The 21,137-nt window shown below is 30.0% G+C and carries 19 protein-coding genes; all 19 read right to left on the reverse strand.

Annotated elements, in window-relative coordinates; translation table 11 throughout:
• Window positions 1-2: 2 nt before the first annotated feature.
• Window positions 3-941: a glycosyltransferase family 2 protein gene (locus JS605_RS08820; RefSeq protein ID WP_203257327.1), complete on the reverse strand. Its 939-nt coding sequence runs from the start codon at window positions 939-941 to the stop codon at window positions 3-5.
• On the reverse strand, window positions 925-2,259 hold the full coding sequence (locus tag JS605_RS08825) for an O-antigen ligase family protein (protein WP_203257328.1): 1,335 nt from the start codon (window positions 2,257-2,259) through the stop codon (window positions 925-927). Before JS605_RS08825 ends, JS605_RS08820 begins: the two co-directional genes overlap by 17 nt.
• A complete protein-coding gene (locus tag JS605_RS08830) occupies window positions 2,252-3,337 on the reverse strand; it encodes a glycosyltransferase (protein ID WP_203257329.1) in 1,086 nt (361 codons plus the stop codon). Before JS605_RS08830 ends, JS605_RS08825 begins: the two co-directional genes overlap by 8 nt.
• Window positions 3,334-4,452 (reverse strand): glycosyltransferase family 4 protein, encoded by a 1,119-nt coding sequence (locus tag JS605_RS08835; protein ID WP_203257330.1) that lies wholly within the window; start codon window positions 4,450-4,452, stop codon window positions 3,334-3,336. The genes JS605_RS08830 and JS605_RS08835 overlap by 4 nt, the downstream gene beginning before the upstream one ends.
• Window positions 4,453-4,456: 4 nt before the next feature.
• Entirely contained in the window at window positions 4,457-5,449 is a 993-nt protein-coding gene (locus JS605_RS08840) for a glycosyltransferase family 2 protein (protein WP_203257331.1), read from the reverse strand.
• Complete coding sequence (locus tag JS605_RS08845; RefSeq protein WP_203257332.1) at window positions 5,442-6,464, reverse strand: exostosin domain-containing protein; 1,023 nt, start codon at window positions 6,462-6,464, stop codon at window positions 5,442-5,444. The genes JS605_RS08840 and JS605_RS08845 overlap by 8 nt, the downstream gene beginning before the upstream one ends.
• Before the next feature lie 6 nt (window positions 6,465-6,470).
• Window positions 6,471-8,018, reverse strand: a complete 1,548-nt coding sequence (locus JS605_RS08850; RefSeq protein ID WP_203257333.1) for a glycosyltransferase family 2 protein — start codon at window positions 8,016-8,018, stop codon at window positions 6,471-6,473.
• A 9-nt stretch (window positions 8,019-8,027) separates the two neighbouring features.
• Entirely contained in the window at window positions 8,028-8,939 is a 912-nt protein-coding gene (locus JS605_RS08855; protein ID WP_203257334.1) for a hypothetical protein, read from the reverse strand.
• 53 nt (window positions 8,940-8,992) lie between these two features.
• Window positions 8,993-10,147, reverse strand: a complete 1,155-nt coding sequence (locus tag JS605_RS08860; RefSeq protein ID WP_203257335.1) for a glycosyltransferase family 4 protein — start codon at window positions 10,145-10,147, stop codon at window positions 8,993-8,995.
• 6 nt (window positions 10,148-10,153) lie between these two features.
• Entirely contained in the window at window positions 10,154-11,554 is a 1,401-nt protein-coding gene (locus JS605_RS08865) for a UDP-glycosyltransferase (RefSeq protein WP_203257336.1), read from the reverse strand.
• Window positions 11,555-11,568: 14 nt separating this feature from the next.
• The gene (locus JS605_RS08870; RefSeq protein ID WP_203257337.1) at window positions 11,569-12,444 is read right to left on the reverse strand and encodes an N-acetylneuraminate synthase family protein; all 876 of its coding nucleotides are present in this window, start codon (window positions 12,442-12,444) and stop codon (window positions 11,569-11,571) included.
• 11 nt (window positions 12,445-12,455) lie between these two features.
• Entirely contained in the window at window positions 12,456-13,610 is a 1,155-nt protein-coding gene (locus tag JS605_RS08875; RefSeq protein WP_203257338.1) for an acylneuraminate cytidylyltransferase, read from the reverse strand.
• Window positions 13,611-13,707: 97 nt separating this feature from the next.
• Window positions 13,708-14,871 carry a DegT/DnrJ/EryC1/StrS family aminotransferase gene (locus JS605_RS08880; protein ID WP_203257339.1) on the reverse strand — a complete coding sequence of 388 codons (1,164 nt, stop codon included), beginning with the start codon at window positions 14,869-14,871 and terminating at the stop codon, window positions 13,708-13,710.
• Window positions 14,864-15,790 carry a GDP-L-fucose synthase family protein gene (locus JS605_RS08885; protein WP_239000307.1) on the reverse strand — a complete coding sequence of 309 codons (927 nt, stop codon included), beginning with the start codon at window positions 15,788-15,790 and terminating at the stop codon, window positions 14,864-14,866. Before JS605_RS08885 ends, JS605_RS08880 begins: the two co-directional genes overlap by 8 nt.
• A 6-nt stretch (window positions 15,791-15,796) precedes the next feature.
• A complete protein-coding gene (gmd, locus tag JS605_RS08890; RefSeq protein WP_203257341.1) occupies window positions 15,797-16,861 on the reverse strand; it encodes a GDP-mannose 4,6-dehydratase in 1,065 nt (354 codons plus the stop codon).
• A gap of 2 nt (window positions 16,862-16,863) precedes the next feature.
• Window positions 16,864-17,793, reverse strand: coding sequence for a hypothetical protein (locus JS605_RS08895; RefSeq protein WP_203257342.1), 930 nt, complete (start codon window positions 17,791-17,793; stop codon window positions 16,864-16,866).
• 11 nt (window positions 17,794-17,804) lie between these two features.
• Complete coding sequence (locus JS605_RS08900) at window positions 17,805-19,244, reverse strand: MBOAT family O-acyltransferase (protein WP_203257343.1); 1,440 nt, start codon at window positions 19,242-19,244, stop codon at window positions 17,805-17,807.
• A 21-nt stretch (window positions 19,245-19,265) separates the two neighbouring features.
• On the reverse strand, window positions 19,266-20,234 hold the full coding sequence (locus JS605_RS08905) for a glycosyltransferase family 10 domain-containing protein (RefSeq protein ID WP_203257344.1): 969 nt from the start codon (window positions 20,232-20,234) through the stop codon (window positions 19,266-19,268).
• The gene (locus JS605_RS08910) at window positions 20,231-21,136 is read right to left on the reverse strand and encodes a glycosyltransferase family 2 protein (protein ID WP_203257345.1); all 906 of its coding nucleotides are present in this window, start codon (window positions 21,134-21,136) and stop codon (window positions 20,231-20,233) included. The genes JS605_RS08905 and JS605_RS08910 overlap by 4 nt, the downstream gene beginning before the upstream one ends.
• Window position 21,137: the final 1 nt, after the last annotated feature.

Here is a 21,137-nt window from a genome sequence, read left to right on the forward strand (position 1 = left end):
TATTACTTAGATTTTGGAGCTTTCAAAATATCATAATGTATTGCTTGAAGTAACATTTGAAATCCTAATATTATTGTTAGCGTTACTAGCATAATGGTTCCTGTAGGTGCAAAAATAGATTGATGATTATAAAACCACCACACATAAATACCATATATAACACCAAATAAAAATAAAGGCAACCCAAGTAGTATGTATATTGAAGATATATTAAAATCGTAGATATAATAAGTTTTTAAAATACGCTTGATAAACGTTTTAAATAGCTTAGGTAGAAAAACAGATGGCATTTTCCATAAAGCCATATTAGATTTTTCATTGCCATAAATAGCAGGCATAGACACATCTTTTATTTCAGCATTTTGGAAATATAACTCAGCTATCAAAGAAGTCTCAAAATAATATCTATTACTAATATTTTCAAAATTTAATAATTTTAACATATCTGTTCTAATAGCAAAGAAACCGTTTGTAGGATCAAAATTATTCCAATAACCAGTAGCAGCTTTTGTTAAAAATGAAAGTATAAGGTTGCCAAGTTTTCTAAAAAACGGCATCTGTTTTAAAGCTTTAAAGTCCCTAAACCTGTTTCCTTTAGCATAATAAGTTTTATTAGTAGTTAAGGAGGTAATTAAAGCCGGTATATAAGATGCATCCATTTGATCATCCGCATCAAGTTTTACCACAATATCAACTTCATTTTGTATTGCATATTGAAACCCTACTTTTGTTGCTCCCCCTACCCCTAAATTAGTATGAGTTTTCAAAACCTTAACCTTATCATACTTTTTTAGTTCTACTTTCGGTAATTCCTCAGGACTACAATCGTCTACTATATATACCTCATCTACTACATCAGGTAATTTACTAACAACATCAATTATATGCTTTGATGCTTTATAATATGGTATTACAACTGCTATTTTATTTCGTTTTTGCATTTTTTGAAAAATAGTAACGTGGAGCAATTAATAGAATTACAATTAATAAAAAATATCCAATAATACTGAACAATGACCTATAAATATAAAGATGCTCTCCAAAAAACAAAGTAACAATCATGGCTACTGTTAACCCTTGCAAGGTAATCTTTAAAGAACTAACCTTACCAAATTTTAAAAACAAATAATTTGCTAACCATCTAAAATAAAAAAACAACCCTACAAGTCCAACTTCGTTTATTAAACTTAAATATATATTATGTGCTGAAAAGTGAATAAGTAGTCTATTGTTTAAACCTATACCTATAGGAATAATGAGTGGGTTTTCTAAGAGGTACTCTAGATATCGTAAAGACAATTGTTTTCTTCCTGAGCCTAAATCTTCATATAATTGATCTACATCTAAACTCTCACCACTAAGAAGCAAAGGATCTGAAACCTTATCAATTACCCTGTTTTCAATTGTAGAAGTTATTGCTTCAATAAATTCTAGATTTAAAAAAAATGCAATTATAACGCCCAAAGAAATTACAATGGAAAGCCCAAAAAACTTTTTTGTTTTGGATACAAACAAAACACATAAAAATACTATCAATCCTAGATATGTAGTTCTTGATCCTGATACACCAATAGTAGCAAGGGTAACAAAAATAGTGGTTATTACTAGAAGCCTATTCGTTTTTAGTTGTTTTTGAAGTAATAGTCCAGATGCCAATACGAAAGAAAAAAACATATTCATTCCTAAGTTTATTTTATTTGGACCTAACGTACCCGAAAGAAACCCTCCGTAGGCTTTTGCATAAACTTCATTCCATAAAAAAGGGACTATCCTTGCATGTTGTAAAAAGACCAAAACTCCTTCAAGTAACGCAAGTAAAAGCACGTAATTAACTACGTATTTGTAATTAGATCTTTTTCGTAAATACATTGCAAGTAATATTGACGTGTAAAAAAACACCAATAAATGATAATAATAAAGACAAGATTGTACAAACCAAAGCGGTCTTCCTTTAAAAAAACTAAAAATCGCATTAAAAATAAGTGTAAATCCTCCCCACAGAATAAATATCTTTAAGTACTTGAAATAACTTTTAGAATTAATATATAAATTAAATAAAGATGTATTGGTTATAACTAAATACAAAATAAACAACCCTGTAATATCATAAAGCCTTAGTTCATTATTACCTATGGCACTATATTTTAAAACAGGTAAATTATAGAAATATGAAAGAATCATTAAAGCCAATGCAGCCTTTACATAAAACGACTTAAATAGAATCTCAGTTCTCTTATTTATGTATTCAGTTTTAGTCATTTAACATTTGCTTCTTGTATATCCCTACTATATGTTTGATTGCAACGTTTACAGAAAATTGAGACTCTACTCTTTTATTTAAATTTTGCCCAGCTTTCTTGGCTTCTTCTGGCTTATTTATATAAAACTCAATAGCTTTATTTAGAGCCAAAATATTGCTTGGAGGCACCAACTTTCCTATGGTACTATCTGTTATAACCAGACCACAATCTCCAACATCAGTAATAATGGTTGGCATTTTTTTTATACCATATTCTAATAGGGCCAAAGGTAAACCTTCTGAATTTGAAGATAGAACTCCAATATCACATTGCTCTAATAAACCAAAAGTATTATTACAACTACCATAAATAAAAACACTTTTTTCTATTTTTTTTTCTGATATAAAATTTGATAGTGATTTAGAATATTCATCTTTATAATCTTTACCTATTAGGTGTAAGCTCCAATCTGGATATTCTTTAAGTATTATACTAAATGCTTTTAAAAGAGTTAAGTGGTCTTTTTGCGCTCTAAGATTAGCCAAACAAACAATGCGTTTACCATTAACTCCCTTTAAATTAATTGTTTCTAAATTTGAAGCTTGCTGTAGAGGAAAGTTTGGAAGGTAAGTAATAGATTTAGTATTTAGCTTATTTTCCGCCCATGCTTTAAGTTTTGAATTTACACTAAAAATATGATTAAAGAATAAAGAGCAGAAATATAATAACAGCTTAGGTCGTTTATTTAAATACTCACTTTTACCGTAATGGTCATGCCAAATTAATTTTAATTTAGGGTTAAAAACTTTTACAAGTGTTGCAAGAAAAAAAGAGGTAGAGTGAGCATGAATTATATCTATTTTATTTTTTTTTATATACCAACTCAATTTACTAATAGCTTTTAAATCTAGAGCACTACTTTTATTTAAAAAGAGATAGTTAACACTATCATTAATATTAGATTTTAGTAAACCCTCATCCCTTGTCGTACATAAAAAAGAAGCTTCAACCTTTGATGATAATGCATTTGCAATATTAATTGCCATGCGTTCTGAGCCACCAGTTCTTAGGGAGTCTATTAGTTGCAATACCCTCATCTATTCATTAATTTACGAATCTCATCTTCAAAATAATCTAATGTATATTCTTGAGACCATTCTAGTGCTTTTGCTGATTTTTGATTTAATTCTTTTTCATCTTTCAATAGAGTATCCAAAACACTAACTGCATCATTAATATTGGGACTAATTAAAACACCTCTTTCTCCATAATTAAGCATATAAGGTAGACATGAAACTGCTGTTACAATTGGTATCACTCCAAAAAACATTGCCTCTGCTACAGCCTTTGGCCACCCCTCAGATTTTGAAGGCAAAACCAAAAAATGCGCTTTTTTAAGTACCAATTTTATTTCTTCACTTTTTGTATTACCATGTAAAGAAACGAAATTGTGTAGTTTATACTTCTCAATGTAACTTTTTATTTTATCCTTTAAAATACCATCTCCATAATAATCTAAATTAGCTTTATAGCCAATATCTCTTAAGTGTTTAATTATTTCTAAAGCCATTAATGGACGCTTACCTGGTGCCAAAGTACCGATGAACACAAAATTTAATATATCCATATAATTTTTCTTTCCATAAAGTCTCCTTTCATTTGTCCTATAGCTCGCAGTAAAGAAAGATTTTATATTTTGTGTTTGATTTGGCCAATGACCATACACTAAAACATCTATATTTTTAGTTAAAAATGAATTAGACAAAATGGCTTTTTGAATTCTGTAGCTAAAAGGTTGCTTACTATCTGGATCCCAATTACCAGCATATTTTGCTATTTTTATTTTTTTTGGAAAGAACAATTGTACTATACACCCCAATAACCCTATATTACCTGGACAACGCAAATGTATATGATCTGCTTTCCTACACGACTTACTTATTTTAAATAAAATGTATGGAGCTAATAATAATGCCTTAAGTATATTGATAAATGACTTTAAGTTTATCTCTGGTATTGCTGTAAACCTAATTTTATTATGTTTATAACTATCTTCCACTTTAGAAAGCGGAATTTTAATTGTTGGTGCTACTATTTCAACTTCTCCTGCATATTTTAACCAAATATTCATCTCTCTAATATAAGGTTGGTAGGCATAGATCTTACCTTTTCTTATACTATGTGGAGTATGAGTAATAATTAAAAAACGCATTATTCTACTTTGGCTTTTTTATAAATAATGAAAAATAACCTACAATTCTTCCGTAACTTTCAGTTAGAGCCTCCATCTTTTTTTTTGAATTAAAAATATTTAAAACTCTTATACTTATTAATAGAAGTGCACAAAAATGCCATTTTAGTTTCGCCCTAAAAGTTGGTACGGGATACTTTATACGCCATACATACCAGCCGTTACGTATTACCATTTTACCATATTTGTATTTATTTGGCCTTCCTTCTTTATTATGATAGTGGTATAACTTTGCATTGGTATTTATGTATAATTTTCCTTTTTTAGCTAACCTAATACTAAAATCTGCATCCTCATAAAGTCCATAACCTTTAAAGTAAGTAGAAAAGCTTAACTCATCAAACACCATTTTTTTGTAAGATGCTACCCCTCCCATTAGCTGTTCTACTTCATAAATTTTACCTGAAGGTGGCAAAAAACTTATAGATCTTCCATGAGCAAATGTTGGTAAGAAACCAGGGTTAGTGTCAGGTAATAATCCAAAAATTTTTCTTAATCTAAAACGCATAGGTTCATCTCTTTCCCAGCCATCGTAATAAAATGATGATTTCCTAGTATTGCCCTCTGCTTTATTCCATTTTACCTCATTAATTATGTAACCTCCAACAGCTAAAACTTCTGGTTTTTCATTATAAGTAGAAATCAAATTCTTAAAATAATTTTCTTCTAACACAATATCGTCATCGAGAAAACAAATAATATCTACACTTTTATTTACTAATCGAACACCATAGTTTCGCTGTTTTGTTAGCCCTTTATTATCTTCATTTACTTTGTAGTATTTAGTATTTGAAAATTTATTATTATTTAAAACAGATTGGGTTTCATCATCATCAGATGCATCAATAATTAAAATTTCATTTGGGTATAACGTTTGCTTTTTAACCGATTGCATTAAATTAAACAAAGGCTTTGGTCTTAAATAAGTACATACAACAAGTGCAAATGATTTATTCATCCTTAATAAAAATATTGTGAATATTGATGAAATAAGATTTACGAGTTAAATACCTGTCCCAAAGTAACCTATTAGATTTCTGAATAGTTTCTATCTCTGTTTTTGATTTTGAATTGTGGAACTCTAATATTTCTGTTGCTAGCTTATTAGGTTTATTGACAATAACACAATGGTTGTTCCAATCAATTTTATCCGAAAATGGCAACCTACAATCTGTATTCAATAAAACAGGTATTCTTCCCATAGCAAGAGTTTCATAAAACCGTACTGAAAAATTACCTATTCCCCTTAAACAAAATGTATATATGTTATGGTATACATTATCATAAAATTCATTTGTAGTTATAACTTTATCTTTTTTGGTCTCTACTCCAGCCCTATACTTATTTCTAAAAATAAAATTTGTTGTAATACCAGAATTAAACTGCAGTTTTCTTAAAAAACTAGCACGCTTAATACTTGACGGATAAAAAGGCTGAAAATCAGTTTTAGATCTACCAATACCTCTTTTAAACCTATATTTTGTATAACTTAACAGCTCTTTTAAATACTTGACCACACCTCCTTTAGCATGACCAACAAAGCCTACAGATGGTTGGTTTTCTTTCTGTAATGAAGAAAAGGAATGAGAGGTATAAATAGTATATGGATCGTTAATAAATACTGGCATTATATAATTTGACGAATTCATTTTACTATGAAAACCACCTAACCTAAATGTAAAACTATTCTTGATATAATTTGTAAATCCGTAATCGCCTGAAGAGTATATCCAAATAGGCTTATTATTTTCCTGAGCTATTTGTTGAAGTTTAGAAAAGTTTGATTTGAAGCTCAAAAATTTTGAGTAGTCTATAGGAAAAACTACGACATCAGATTCTATTACATCTGAAGACAGCATATAATATTGAAGTAACGTTTTGCTCTCAACAAAATACAAATCAAATAGTAAGGGAAAAACCTGTTTTCTATATTGTTCTGTTAAGAATGTTGTATCAGTAAAAAGTTTAAGCATTAAATATTACTTTATGATATTATACCAATATAGACTATTCATCCATTGTTCTTTAAATACTTTATGGTATTTAAATGGGTTTTTAATATTTTTTACTTTATAATATTTTAAAAACAGCAACAATTTATACCCTTTTAATTGCTTAGTTGTAAAATAGCGTTGTTTTAACAACATAATGGTAGGAGAAGGCTTGGGTTGTTTTTCATCATCTTCCCATAGCTGTTTCACTTTAATACGATACCCTCCTATTGGAGCCTTTAAATGCGTAATTCTAATGTTTGAAAAAAATACAACATCTTCTCCCAAATGTCTTAATTGCATTCCAAAATCTGTATCTTCTCCATAATTAAACTCAAATCTCTTATCAAAACTTACTTGCTTTAACAAATCTGATTTAACTATGCTATTACCCGCTCCAAAAATTGTAGTTTGTGCTGTTTGGTTATATGTTTGTTTCTCGTTAGGTTGTAAATATACTGTAGTACCAACTTTAGTGCCCAACCTTTCAACCTCAGTAAGTAAATTAAACAATAAAGTTTCACTAAACCTGTTATCATCATCTCCCAAAAATACCCAAGAACTTTTGACTTTAGAAAGAGCTATGTTCCTGGCATTACAAACACCTATTTGATGGGTAAAAATATGTTTTATCTCAAAAGGCCATTTTTCTGTTGTTATATAATCTAAAGAAGGTTTTGAGTTGGCAAGTGGGTTTTGCTCTACTATAATAACTCTTTTGGGCAATAAAGTTTGTTTAGAAAAATCTTTTAAAACATCGTATAAATAATCTTCTCTGCCAATAGTTGGTATTATCACATCAATACTCTTATCATGTACTAATTCTCTGGTTGACTTAATATATACCTGCTCTAAATTGAAATCATTACTTCTTTTTTTGTACCAAATTGATTTGAAAACTGATCGTAGAATTACTACTTTTCGTTTTTCAAACAGAATAAAGCACAAAGCTAAAAACCATACCCAAACCCATTTGTAGTGTTGTTTTACAAATTTAAATAACACACGATAATCCCCATTTTCAATTGCAACTTCTGATAAGTTGTTTTTTTTCAACAATGTAGGTTCAGAATAGCAAAATAACCCTTTAACCATTGCTCTTTTTCCTAAGGAATTTAAAAAGTAATTAAATGTATCATCTTTAAATAAATTTCTTCCTAAGGAATTTAAAACTGATGTATTCACTCCTCCTACACAACTACTCATTAACCATGTTGGAAAAGTTACTGTCTTATTAATATTGAGATAATATGATCTATCTATATACCCAATCTGTTTTGGCAAATAGTTCTCTTCGTGAGGATGGAATGATGCCAGTATTCTTTTATGGTGGAAAACAGATGGTAACACTTCCAGGTTTAAAAAGGGTTCATACGTTTTTTGGCACCATAATAGTAAGGTATCTGGCAATATTTTAGCCAATTCTAAAACTGTTTCTGTTATTGGCTTTCTTAAAATTAATTTATCTACAATTGATTGACCTGATTTATTAATCAACTTAAGTACTTTGTCATTATCATGAATAATTAAAACCATTTATAAATATTATCTACTTATTACTTTAAATGGCTTATTCCCTATTAATGCCGCATATTTGCTAAAACTACTATGATACATAGGTTTTATTTTTAGAAAATATACAGTCTCACTATTTGCTATCATGAAAAAATCTAACATTGTTTTTAAGTGGTCTTCTAATTTTGATATATTATTATAGTCATCCATGTGAAATGGATTGCCCTCAACTAAATGAATATTTTCCTTATTAGCAATATACTGCAAAAAAAGAGTGCTATCTGAAAATACATAGCATTTATGCTTGGATTCTTTTAGAATTTTATTTATTTCAAACTGTAACTCAACAAGTAATTTTCGCTTTTTCTCTTCAGAAATTATCTTAACTGATGAATCAGTAAAATCCCCCATCAAACTTGTAAAACGTGTATGGATAGCTATATAATTTTTGTTTTCTAAACTTTCTAGTTTTGTATTTAAAAACTCTGTCCTTTTAAACAGTTCATTAAAGCTAATACGCCACTTATTCTCTAAATCTATGTTAGTTGATGTATTATGGATACGTTCAAAATAATCAATATTAGCATAAACAATAAAGGTATTTGCTTTTGATCTCTTTATAATTTCCAAGGGATTTACATTGAAATTATTTACCAAGTATACTAATTTAGTTTTTGTGGGATGCCATTTAATATCCTTTCTACCAATAAACCAGTTTACTTTATTAGGTTCTAATAAAACTTTTAATTCAAAAGGTTCATCAAATTGAATATAAAACTTATAACCTAATACCTTTGAAATTTCATAAAAGGACATTATTCCTTTGAGTCTATCAACTAACCCCCCATGCGGGAATAAGCCATCGCAACAAACAATAATTCTTTTTTCAGTATTGTAACCCTTTAGTTTTAAGCGCTTAGAATAGTGCAAAAAAAACTTCATTTTCTTTGAAAATACACCTAGTCGCTTTTTTATAGATTTAAATTGCATGAAAGCTAAATGTTCTGCTTTATGATACTCTTGTAGTAGTCTATATTTTTATTTACTAAATCTTTAATATCAAAAGTTGATTCTACCTTCTTTCTTGCTTCTTTGCCTAAATTGTGAGCTAATTCATCATCATTTAATATTGCTAAAACACGGATCACATATTTATCAATATTAGAAGGATGTACTAAAAAACCATTTACGCCATCATCTATTAATTCTTGTGCCCAACCAATGCTAGTATTTACCACTGGTTTTTGTAGTGCCATAGACTCAATAGTAACCATTCCTAATGTTTCAGCAAACGATGGAAAAACACAAACATGGGCATTTTTAATATACTCTTTAACTTGATTATAAGGAATTTCTCCTAAATACTGAACTTTTGTTTTAGCTGTATCAGTAAGTATCGATTCAACTAATTGGTAAGTGGACACCTTTCCTGTTTTTACATCTTTAGCATCTGCTCCTATCAATATTAATTTTGTCTTAGAATTGCTTTCAACAATTTTATTAAATATCTGAGCTAGTTCCAATACCCCTTTTTTTCTGATAATAGTACCTATGTAAAGTATCACATTTTTTTGATAAACTAATGGTTTATCGTTTTGAAAGTTTTCTAATTGTAATCCATGATGTATGGTTGTAATTTTATCTTTCTTTAAATTAAATATTTTTTGCGTTTCCTTCCCCGCATAAGTAGTTGGTGCTATATATGCCGTGGCTCTCTTTAATGCTATTTTTTCTAAATAAAAATTTTTGATTTTTTGTTTACGCTTGTCTAGTTTGCAAAAAAATGCATCACTTCCATGAAAGCGAATTATTAAAGGCACCTTAAACTTCATAAACGCAGTAATTCCAGTCCAATCTGGAGTCTCCAAAATATCTATATTTCTTAATACAACATGATGATTTATATACTCTTGTAGTAACATTCTATAGCGATACCATCCAAACCATTTATATTTTTTTGATGCAATTAGGTGTATTTCAATATTATCAGATTTAAAAACAATATCTTCTTTTTGATGATACACAAAAATTATAACTTCAACCCCCTTTTTTGCTAAGGCAATAGCCAAATTTTTGATACTAGTTGCAATACCTGCAGAAGAAATTACTTTAGGGTGAGGATATTCAGATGTTATAAACCCAACTTTCATAATCCACTAAGATTTGTTTAAAATTGCTCTTATGGCATTCCAGATATTCTTTGAAGCTTTAGTAGGCGCTTTTCCAACTATGATTTCATACCATTTTTTCCCTTCTTCAACATTAGATATTTCGCCATCAAAAGTCTGTTGAATCAAATGTTCTAAATCAGCTTTATTAGTACAAAATATAGCTGCTTTATCACTTGGCATACTTCTAAAGTGCACATATTTATAATTTTGCCCAATATCTCTAATTCCCTTTTTTAATTGTGGTTGTTCATAATTATAATAAATACAAGATTTATCGTGTACTACAAAATCAAAAACTGTAGAAGAGCATACATTTGTTACAAAAGCACTATGTTCGCAAACATTATACAACATTTTAAAGTCTTCTTTGGTTGGTAATACTTGATTCCATTGGTTGCCAACCTGCTTCCATATAGGGTCTAAAACTTCAATAATATCTTTATTAGCTTCTATTACAGTATCATACCTTGACGTAAAATCTACAGGACATTTTCTGTAGATAATACCTAGTCTATAGCCTTTGGAATTTAATTTTCTCACGGCATTTGCCAAATCCTCTAGATAGAATTGATCTAATGGTGAGGTAGTCTCATCATCACCAGAATAGCATATATACTGCTTATTTACATCTAAATTATATTGTTTAAAAAAAGCTTCTCGGGGTTGTTTTAATTTATCGTTATAATGAGGCTCGAATTGTGGTGTACCTGTTACAAAAACCTGTTGCGATTTTACAAACGTATAGTATTGTAATACCTCTTGTTTCATGTGCTCACTCCAAACACAATAATAATCTGTTTCTACAACTTGCATTGCCTTGGGCACATTATCCCATGAATACACAAATGCAACAGTTGGAATACCCAAATCTTTTGCTGCCAGTAGAGCACTTATAGATTGTGTTGAGCGTTGAGTAGTACAAAAAATTAAATCTGGTTTATACTTTTCCAACTGCGCTTTACAGTAAGCATATTTAGGATTTCTACGCTCTAATTTATTTATCTTTTTTCTAATTGCTACTACTCCCTTTTCTGATGAGTACATTGCAATTAAAAACTTAATATAAAGACTTTTAATTATATTTTTAACACCATTATAATTGAAAGGAAATTTGTAAGTTGGATATACATCGTCATTAAATTTATCTCTAGAGACATTTAATTCACAGCGTTTTCTGGCTCTGGAATACACTGGAGTTAAAGGATGTAATTGATGATTTTCAATCTTAACCTCATTAAAACCTAAATTGTCTTTTAGTGAAAATACCGTATTATTCCAATACGTAATATCAAATCCTAATTGCTCCCCAGTATTTTTGAAATCAGTAAAAGCGAAATTTCGTAGCCCAACACCATCAGGAAAAAAAACAAAAACTTTTTTCTTCATCTACTTTTTGGTAATTACCCTTTCTGGTTTTTCAATTTATCGCGTTGTATTTGCTCGATAGGTAATATATCCTGAGACTTAAAACTTAAAGCATTATAAACGGCTTTTAAATCTCTAGACAATTTACGAAGCCCCATTGGCTCTAAAGAAGCGGCATGATCTGTACCTTTCCAAGTTCTATCTAAGGTATAATGTCGTTCTATTATATTACTACCTAAAGTATATGCTGCAACATCTACGGCAATACCTAAATGATGTCCTGAAAACCCTATATGTTTTACATCATTACCATACTTATCAATAAGTAGGTTAATGTCTAACAGACAAACATCTTCAAATGGCACAGGGTATCCAGAGGTACAATTGTACAACACCAAATCTTTATTACGATTATATTTTTTAAAAAATGATACCAAATCATCAATTTCAGATTTCGTAGTCATACCTGTTGAAATATGTATTTCTCCTTTATAATTTTCACATAACCATTCCAACATTTTTATATTGTTATTACATGCAGAAGGTATTTTAATAAATTTTGGTTTTAACGCTGTTATTTCTTTTGCAGAGGTTACATCCCAAACAGAAGTTGAATAATCTATATCAATCTCTTCACAAAACTCTTTTAGAGCTCTATGTTGTTGGATATCAAACTCCAAAAACTCACGATGCTTTCCATAAGTATCACCATAAGAATTTGCAGGGTTTGGATGAGGTTGATTATATTGCTCTTCTGTAAGTAGCTCTTTATTGTTTCGTTTTTGAAACTTTACAGCATCAGCATCACAAAATATCTTAGCTACTTTTATTAACTCCTTAGCTATTTCTATGTCGCCTTTGTGATTACATCCAATTTCTGCTATAACATAGGGTTTCTTATAGGTATTCATGGGATTATAAACTAAAAGCGTTTGTTATAGTTTTTAATGAATTGACAGACTTCACGTATAGCAACAGATCCAGAGTTTTTAGATAAAACCACATCTGCCACTCGCTTTATTTCATCCATAGCATTCTTTGGTGCGAAGGACCAACCAACACTACAAATATTAGTCATATCATTTACATCATCCCCTACATAGGCAACATTATTTAGAGAAAATTCTTGACTAATTGCAAGTGATTGCAATAGTGTAAATTTATCTTTAACACCTAAAAACACTTGGGGTATTTGTAGCTTCTGCATGCGTTTTGCTACCAATTCAGATTGTTCACTTGTCATTACCATTACCTCAACACCAAATTGTCTTAAAATCTCAAGCCCCATGCCATCTCGCATATCGAAACGTTTTGTGTGCTCTCCATCTTTAGTGTATGTTATGGTACCATCAGTAAATACGCCATCTACATCTAACACTAGGTGCGTAATCTTTTCTGGTTTTTTGGCTTGCTTTTGTCTTTCAATCAATAAATTTTCAACTATAATCCAGTCCGATTCAGAATCAATTTCATGTAGACTTTCTTCTCGCATTTTTACTACACCAATATTGTCTCCTAATCTATTTTTGTATTCTTTTAGCACATTTTTGGTACAACAGTATACCGCACCATTTTCAATTAACAACCCCTCAAAATCTTGTCTTCTAGGGCGTTTTTTATGATTATAATTTACAGAAGTTCCATTTTTGTCCCAAATAAATCTATGCGTATTCACAACAGTTAAAGCCGAGTCTTTTCCATTGTTTAACTCGTCTAAACAATTGTTGATATCACTAGCTTTAGTAAAAGGAGAAGTTGCTTGTAGTAAGCAAAAGGCATCAAAATTAAAGTTTATTTTATCTGCAAATTCCAACATAGCTATTTCTGTTGAAGCTGTATCTGTAGCCGAAGCATTAGATCTCTTTAAGGCTTTTATTTTGTTTGTATAATGGTATTCTTTTTCAATAAATTTGATTATTGAATCATCATCTGTATAAACGTAAACCTCATCTAAACTAGATTGTAATGCCTCGCCTAGTACCCAAGTAAATAATGGCCTTCCAACCATTTTTCGTTTGTTCTTTCCAGGGATACCTTTAGAATGTTTCCGTAAAGGAATAAAACCGATTTTCTTCATAGAAATTAAGCATTCAACTATATCGAATAATCGCTAAAATACATTTTTTTTCGGATGAAAGTATATGCTTTAAAGCAAAACTTGGTTTGAAATTACTTTATGATTTTAGAACAGTATACAAATAATCAATCTCCTTCTTTAAGTCTATTTGGTGGTTTCCAACAAAAAAACCATTCTCATCTATGTATCTGGCATTTTTCATATCTCCAAATATCTCATAATCAAAATAACGCAACACTTCATTTTTGGTAAAATCTCCTGTAACAATTGGTCTACAGTCTATATGTTTTTCATTTAGAAGTGTTACTACTTCATCTCGGTTTAGATTTGAGTTTGGTCTAATTACCAAACTAAAACCAAACCAACTACTATTAGAGCTATTCTTTTGAATAAGAAAATCTGGATGATTTGAAAATAAAGATTCAAAATATTTAGCATTATCTCTTCTAACTTTTAAAAAGTCTGGCAATTTTTTTAATTGCTCTACTCCAATAGCTCCAGACATTTCTACAGGTCGTAAATTATAACCTGGCAACACAAAACGAAAAGACTCTTTAAACCAATCGTTAGTTTTATTACTTACCTTATTTTCTTTAGGTAGATGACGTGTCCACCCATGAGCTCTTAAAGCAATTAATACATGATGTAACTCTTCATCATCAGTTACTACCAAACCACCTTCCATAGTTGACATGTGGTGAGAGAAAAACGTGGAAAAGGTTCCCATCTTACCAAATGTACCTGCTTGTTTGCCTTTAAACTCTGCTCCCATAGACTCGCAATTATCTTCTAAAAGCAGAATATCTTTTCCATTAATCAAAGAATTGATGACATCAAAATCATTTGGATTGCCCAATAAGTTTACGGCAAAAATCATTTTTGTATCCTTTGTAATTGCTGCTTCTAAAGCTTTCAAATCAAAATTTAGTGTATCTAAATCTACATCTACAAATTTTAGTTTCAAACCGTATTGATGAAGTGGAAAATATGTAGTACTCCATGATACCGCTGGTACAATTACCTCATCCCCAGGTTTTAACTTAGGGGTTTTAGTATAAAAAAGTGCTGCTACTGCTAATAGGTTTGCAGATGAGCCAGAATTTACCATGACGCAATATTTTGAACCCACAAAATCTGCGAAACTTTCTTCAAAAGCTTTTACATGCTTCCCCATGGTATACATGTCACTTTTTATAACCTTATTAATGGCTTCTATTTCTTTATCGTTCCAAGTAGAAGTTGCTAGTGGATATTTAATCATTTAATACTACATTTTTGTAAAACTCATATGTTTCAGATATACCTTCTTTTAAAGATGTTTTAGCCCTCCAACCTAGTGTATTAAGTTTAGTATTATCTATTAATTTTTGCTGCATACCCACTGGTTTTGTTGTATCATGTACAAACTTGCCTTCATAACCAATTACTTCAGCTATTGTTTTGTAATACTCATTTATTGAGCAATCTTTCCCTAAGCCTACATTTATATTTTGAGGTAAATCTTCAAAGTTTTCTATGGCATAGAATATAAAATCTGCTAAATCTTCAGCATACATAAACTCTCGTCTTGCCTTGCCATCTCCCCATATTTCAACTTCAGCTTCATTATTTACTTTAGCTTCATGTATTTTTTTTATTACGGCAGGAATCATATGTGAATGTTTAGGAGAAAATTTATCGTACCTCCCATAAAGATTACAGGGTATAACAGTTTTATATTGAAATGTTTTATTTTCTCTTGTGATGTATTCACACAAACGTGTTGTAACAATTTTTGCGAGAGCGTATCCCTCATTAGTAGGTTCCAGTTCTCCTTTTAAAATATATTCTTCCTTCAAAGGGTTTTGAGCTAAACGCGGATACATACATGAACTAGATAAATTAATTAAAGATTTAACTGCGTTCTTTTGAGCTGCTAAAATTATATTTCTGCCCATATCTAGATTCTTTACTAGAAAATCTACCGGATTAGCAATATTAGCTTGTATACCTCCAACCATTCCAGCTGCATGAATTACCAACTCTGGTTCATGGGTTTTGATGTAAGCATCTACTTCTTGCCACTTTTCTAAATTTAATTCTGATCTTGTAGGCGTTAAAAAAGTATATTCTGATGTCTTAATATGGTGCAAAATATTTTGCCCTACCATTCCAGTATGTCCTGTTAAAATAATTTTCATATCCAATTATGATTTGCCAAACTTTTTAACAAACTTTAAATCGTGCTGCATCATTATAGCCACCAACTCTTTAAATGAAGTTTTATTAGGATTCCATCCTAAATTTTTCTTTGCCTTTTCTGGATTACCTAAAAGTGTTTCCACTTCAGCTAAACGATAATAGTTAGCGTCTATCTCTATTAAAGATTTTCCTGTTTTTGCATCTACACCTTTTTCATACTCTCCCTCTCCTTCCCATTGAATGGTAATATTTGCTTCCTTAAAAGCCAATTCACAAAATTCTCTTACCGTATGTTGTTCTCCTGTACCAATAACGTAATCTTCTGGTGTGTTTTGCTGTAACATGAGCCACATACATTCTACATAATCTTTAGCATAGCCCCAATCTCTCTTAGCATCTAAATTACCCAAATATAACTTCTCTTGTATTCCATGGGCAATCCTAGCCGCTGCCAATGTTATTTTTCTGGTTACAAAAGTCTCTCCTCTTCTTTCTGACTCGTGATTGAACAAAATGCCATTTACAGCATACATCCCATAAGATTCTCGATAATTTTTAGTTATCCAAAATGCATACAGTTTCGCAACACCATAAGGTGATCTTGGATAAAAAGGTGTAGTCTCCGTTTGCGGTATTTCTTGCACTTTCCCGTAAAGTTCTGAGGTAGATGCTTGATAAATTCTTGTTTTATCAATTAAACCACAAATTCTAATAGCTTCTAATAGCTTTAATGTGCCTATACCATCAGTTTCAGCTGTATATTCAGGTAAATCAAAAGATACTTTTACATGTGATTGTGCTGCTAAATTGTATATCTCATCTGGTTGCAATTCCTGAACCAATCTAATTAAATTAGAACCGTCAGTCATATCTCCATAATGGAGTTTTATACTTTGCTTCTCATGCAAGTCTTTTAATAATGTTTCAATATAGAGATGTTCAATACGTTCGGTATTAAAAGTAGAACTCCTTCTAATTATACCATGAACCATATAATCTTTCTTTAACAATAATTCCGCTAAATAAGATCCATCTTGTCCGTTAATACCAGTAATTAGGGCAACTTTCATCTTTAGTCTAAGTCTTTATTTGAGTTGATAAATGTACTAATTTCTGTGGTGAATATTTCAGCCCCGTTTTTTAATAAATGGGTAAGATCCTTAAAGTATTGTTTGTCTTTATAAATTATATTTTTTGTGTCATACACAAAAAGTTTATTTTCAGGCAATAAAAGCTTTTCAAATCTTTGTAAAAAATAATTATCCAATGCCTTGAAATTTGGAGATATAGCAAATATTAATTCAATATTGTTTTCTTTGCACATATTTTGAATATCTAATAAAGTTTCTAGTTTCTCTGGTATTTCTATTGAAATATCATAAGTTACCAAATCATCTTCTTCTTGATATTTAAAAAAGCCTTCTTCCAGTTTATTAGTTCTGGATAAAAAAGGACTAGACCCACTAGAATCTATGGGATTTTTGTGTTTATTGTTAAATTTCTTAAATCTAAAGTCACATTTACTTAGGCGCGCCGAATAGAGTAACTTAGATAAAACCGTTCGTTTATCTAACTCTATCAATTCATCATTAATATAATTATACTTTGATAAAGGGTACAATCTATCATAACGAAAAATTAATGTTTTCTCAGGAACTAACTCTTTAGTATTATCAATGACCAAAATTATCTTTTCAGGGGCTTTGTTATATCTTAATAATGTTTTTAACATAAATGCCTTAAACTGAATGTTTGCTCCTAAATAAGATAAGTTATATGATGTTAAACCTGTTTCGTTTTCTAATTGTCCTGCAAGTACATTACCAGCTCCTTTAGATGAACCAAGTACAACAAGTTGTTTGTTTATTTGCCCTTTTAAGACATCCTCCAATCGTTTATCATATTCCCTATCAGGAGTTTTATGTAAAAGTATATAAGCACTCTTTTCTAAAATAAAAAAAGCCAATGCATAAAGAAAAATCTTTGTTATAAACCTCTTCATTTTAGACATTATTAAAACTGAAAATATATAAATTCTTCAGATGTACCATTACTAAATATTAATATAAGAACAATTAAAATCATATAAAACCCTAATCTTAATATTTTATTTTTATTAAAAAACAATTGTTCCAATGCATATTTTTGATGTCTTCCACACCATTCAATACAAATAAAACACATAATCAAAACAATCAAATATGAAGGTCTTATTTCAGGTAATTTAAATAGGTTTTTTATAAATAGATTTTTTAAAAAACCTATAGCATGAGGGACACTTTCTGATCTAAAAAACACCCAAGACATTACAATGAGTAAAAATGTTACTATGATTTGAAGCAGTTCTTTTATATTTGGCAGTATTTTATTTTCAGCAACAACATCCAAGTTATATCTATTGCGGTTGGTTAGCAATAATGGTATAAAATATAAGGCATTTAAAAAACCCCAAATAATATATGTCCAATTTGCACCATGCCAAAAGCCACTTACTATAAAAATCACAAAAATATTTCTAACTTTTAACCATTTACTTACCCTACTACCGCCCAAAGGTATATATACATAGTCTCTAAACCATGTTGATAATGATATGTGCCAACGTCTCCAAAATTCTGCTACATCTCTTGAAAAATAAGGAAATGCAAAGTTTTGTTTTAAGTTAAAACCTAGCAACCTTGCTGTACCTATTGCTATATCTGAATAGCCAGAAAAATCTCCATAAATTTGAAAAGTAAAAAACAAAGCTCCCATGATTAAGGTACTGCCCGAATAATCAACGTAATTATTAAAAATCACATTAGCATATTCAGCACAACTATCAGCAATAACTACTTTTTTAAATAATCCCCATAGTATTTGTCTACAGCCATCTACAGCTTTCTTATATTCAAATTTTCTTATCTTATAAAATTGCGGTAAAAGATTAGTTGCTCTTTCAATTGGTCCAGCAACAAGTTGAGGAAAAAAGCTAATAAACGCAAAAAAAGAGACAATATCTTTCGTGGGTTCGAGTTTCTTTTTGTAGACATCAATCGTATAACTTAATGTTTGAAATGTATAAAAACTAATACCTACTGGGAGTATAATATTTAATGTATTACTCTGAATTTTACTGCCAAATAAAGAAAATACAGCAACAAAATTATCTACAAAAAAGTTATAGTATTTGAAAAAGCCCAAAAATCCGAGATTAACAGCTATACTTATCCAAAGAAAAACTTTTCTGTTGATGTCTTTAGTTTCATCTTTTAATTTTAACGCTACTGTATAATCTATAAATGAACTAAAAATAATTAGTAGCAAAAACCTCCAATCCCACCAACCATAAAACACATAGCTTACAATTAAAAGCAGCGTATTTTGTTGTTTTAGCTTTTTTTGAAAAACAAACCAATACAGTAAAAAAACAACTGGGAGAAAAATTGCAAAGTCTAAGGAGTTAAATAACATTTAATTAAATAGCTTATTTGTTTATCTATTTAGTTTTCTTTTAACCTTTCTTAAAATTCGTTGTAGGTCTATAAAAGAGGGATAATTATCATAGTATGCATTTCCTCCTTTAAAATGAAACTCTACTTTTTTATTGATACTACTTACACCCTGTTTTGCCTCTACTGCTCTAATTTGGCTTACTATAAAAGGAAAGAGTTGATATTTATCGAGAAATAAGTTTCTGGCTTCCACTAGAGCTTCTATTTTTTCATTGTACACTTGTGAGTTAAGCGTTTCTTTTAAAAATGTTTTAATATACTTATCTGATGGATCAATCTGTATTATGGCTTCTTTAGGAAAATATTCTTCAATTCTATTGCAACCAAAATATAATGGTACCGTATAACTCAAAAAACAATCTGATATTTTTTCTGTCCAATTGTATGGGTTTTTAAAATTTTCATAAGCAATAGCATACTTCGCCGTTTTCATCACATCCCATTTACTTTCAACCTCCTTAATCCCCCTACCGCAAATATCCATAAACGGTAAATCTCTGATTAATTCTAGGAAATCCATTCGCATATTATGCTGTTTAGAACTTCTTTGGCTACTTGTTACCCAAGCAATTTTATCCTTCTTATCTAAATGCTCAGGTTTTAAGTGTTTAAAATAATCATAATCTTTATCTAAGTGCCAAGGCAAAACAGGATGGGATTTTACAAATTTGCCTTCATTTTTTATTTGGTTGTAAATTATTGAAACCTGCTTATTGGCGTATTGTCTATATTTAGATATTTCGTTGGCTGGCTCTAAACATATATGTATAATATTGTTAGGGTTAACCTTAACATGTATATCTTTTTTAGGATAATCTAATATGACTAAAAAATCACACTCCTTAACTTCATCTTCAGTAAAAGTAATTCCATCCCAGATGAAGGATTGTCTTGGGGTTTGCCTTTTTATATCTGGGTATTTATAATATCTACATATTCTAACTATCATTTGCTTTTATTGCTTGTAGTGGTATTATATTGTAATCGCTTTAAATTAAATCGCTGAGTAATGGTTTCTCTTTTTACGGGTCTTCTGTATTTAAAAATTTCAGGTAAATTGTGCAATGTTGAAAATGCAACCTTACAAAAACTTGTAAAATAGTATCTATTTGTAATTGCATACTTTTTAAAATTATGCCATAATGTTTTCATAACCTTAAAGAAGGGATGTGGATAATAAACTAAATAGAGGCGAATAGTATTTTTTAATAAATGTTCAAAACGAAAATAATTTCTGCCTTGCTCCTTCCTCTTGTTTGTATTTACCCTATGATTTACAATAATATTAGGTTGGAAAAATATAGCATAACCTAAATCTAAAACCTCCAAAGATAATGCTGGTTCTTCTCCATAAATATCAATCCAAACTGGAAAACCCCGCGTTTTATTATATACTTGCTTTAAGATGGCAAATCCACATCCAACAAAATCATTGGTAAAATAGGATTCTTTATCCTCTACAAGTTTCATAGCGTCAGCATCTGTTTCAAATACACCCCGAATCTCCTGAAAGGCTATTATACCAATATTTGAATTGCTTTTAAATGTCGTTTCTATTTCATTAATAAAATTTGAGCTTACTGGATGAGCATCATCGTCTAATCCTACCAAAATATTGCCTTTGGCCTTTTTGTACAATATCTGTCTTGAAGGAGATGCGCTGATACTGTTTTTAGAAACTGTCCATCTAATCCAATCATAATCTTTTATGATTTTTTCAGTATTTATACATCCATCAATAAAAACTAAAACTTCATGAATCTTTTTGTCTATGATGGCTTCAAGTTTTTCTAGAGTAAATTCTAATTCTTTTACTCTGTTTTTAGTTACAATTAGAAAAGAAATTTGCATG

It is taken from the genome of Hyunsoonleella ulvae (assembly GCF_016827605.1).
In the GTDB taxonomy this organism is placed as follows: domain Bacteria; phylum Bacteroidota; class Bacteroidia; order Flavobacteriales; family Flavobacteriaceae; genus Jejuia; species Jejuia ulvae.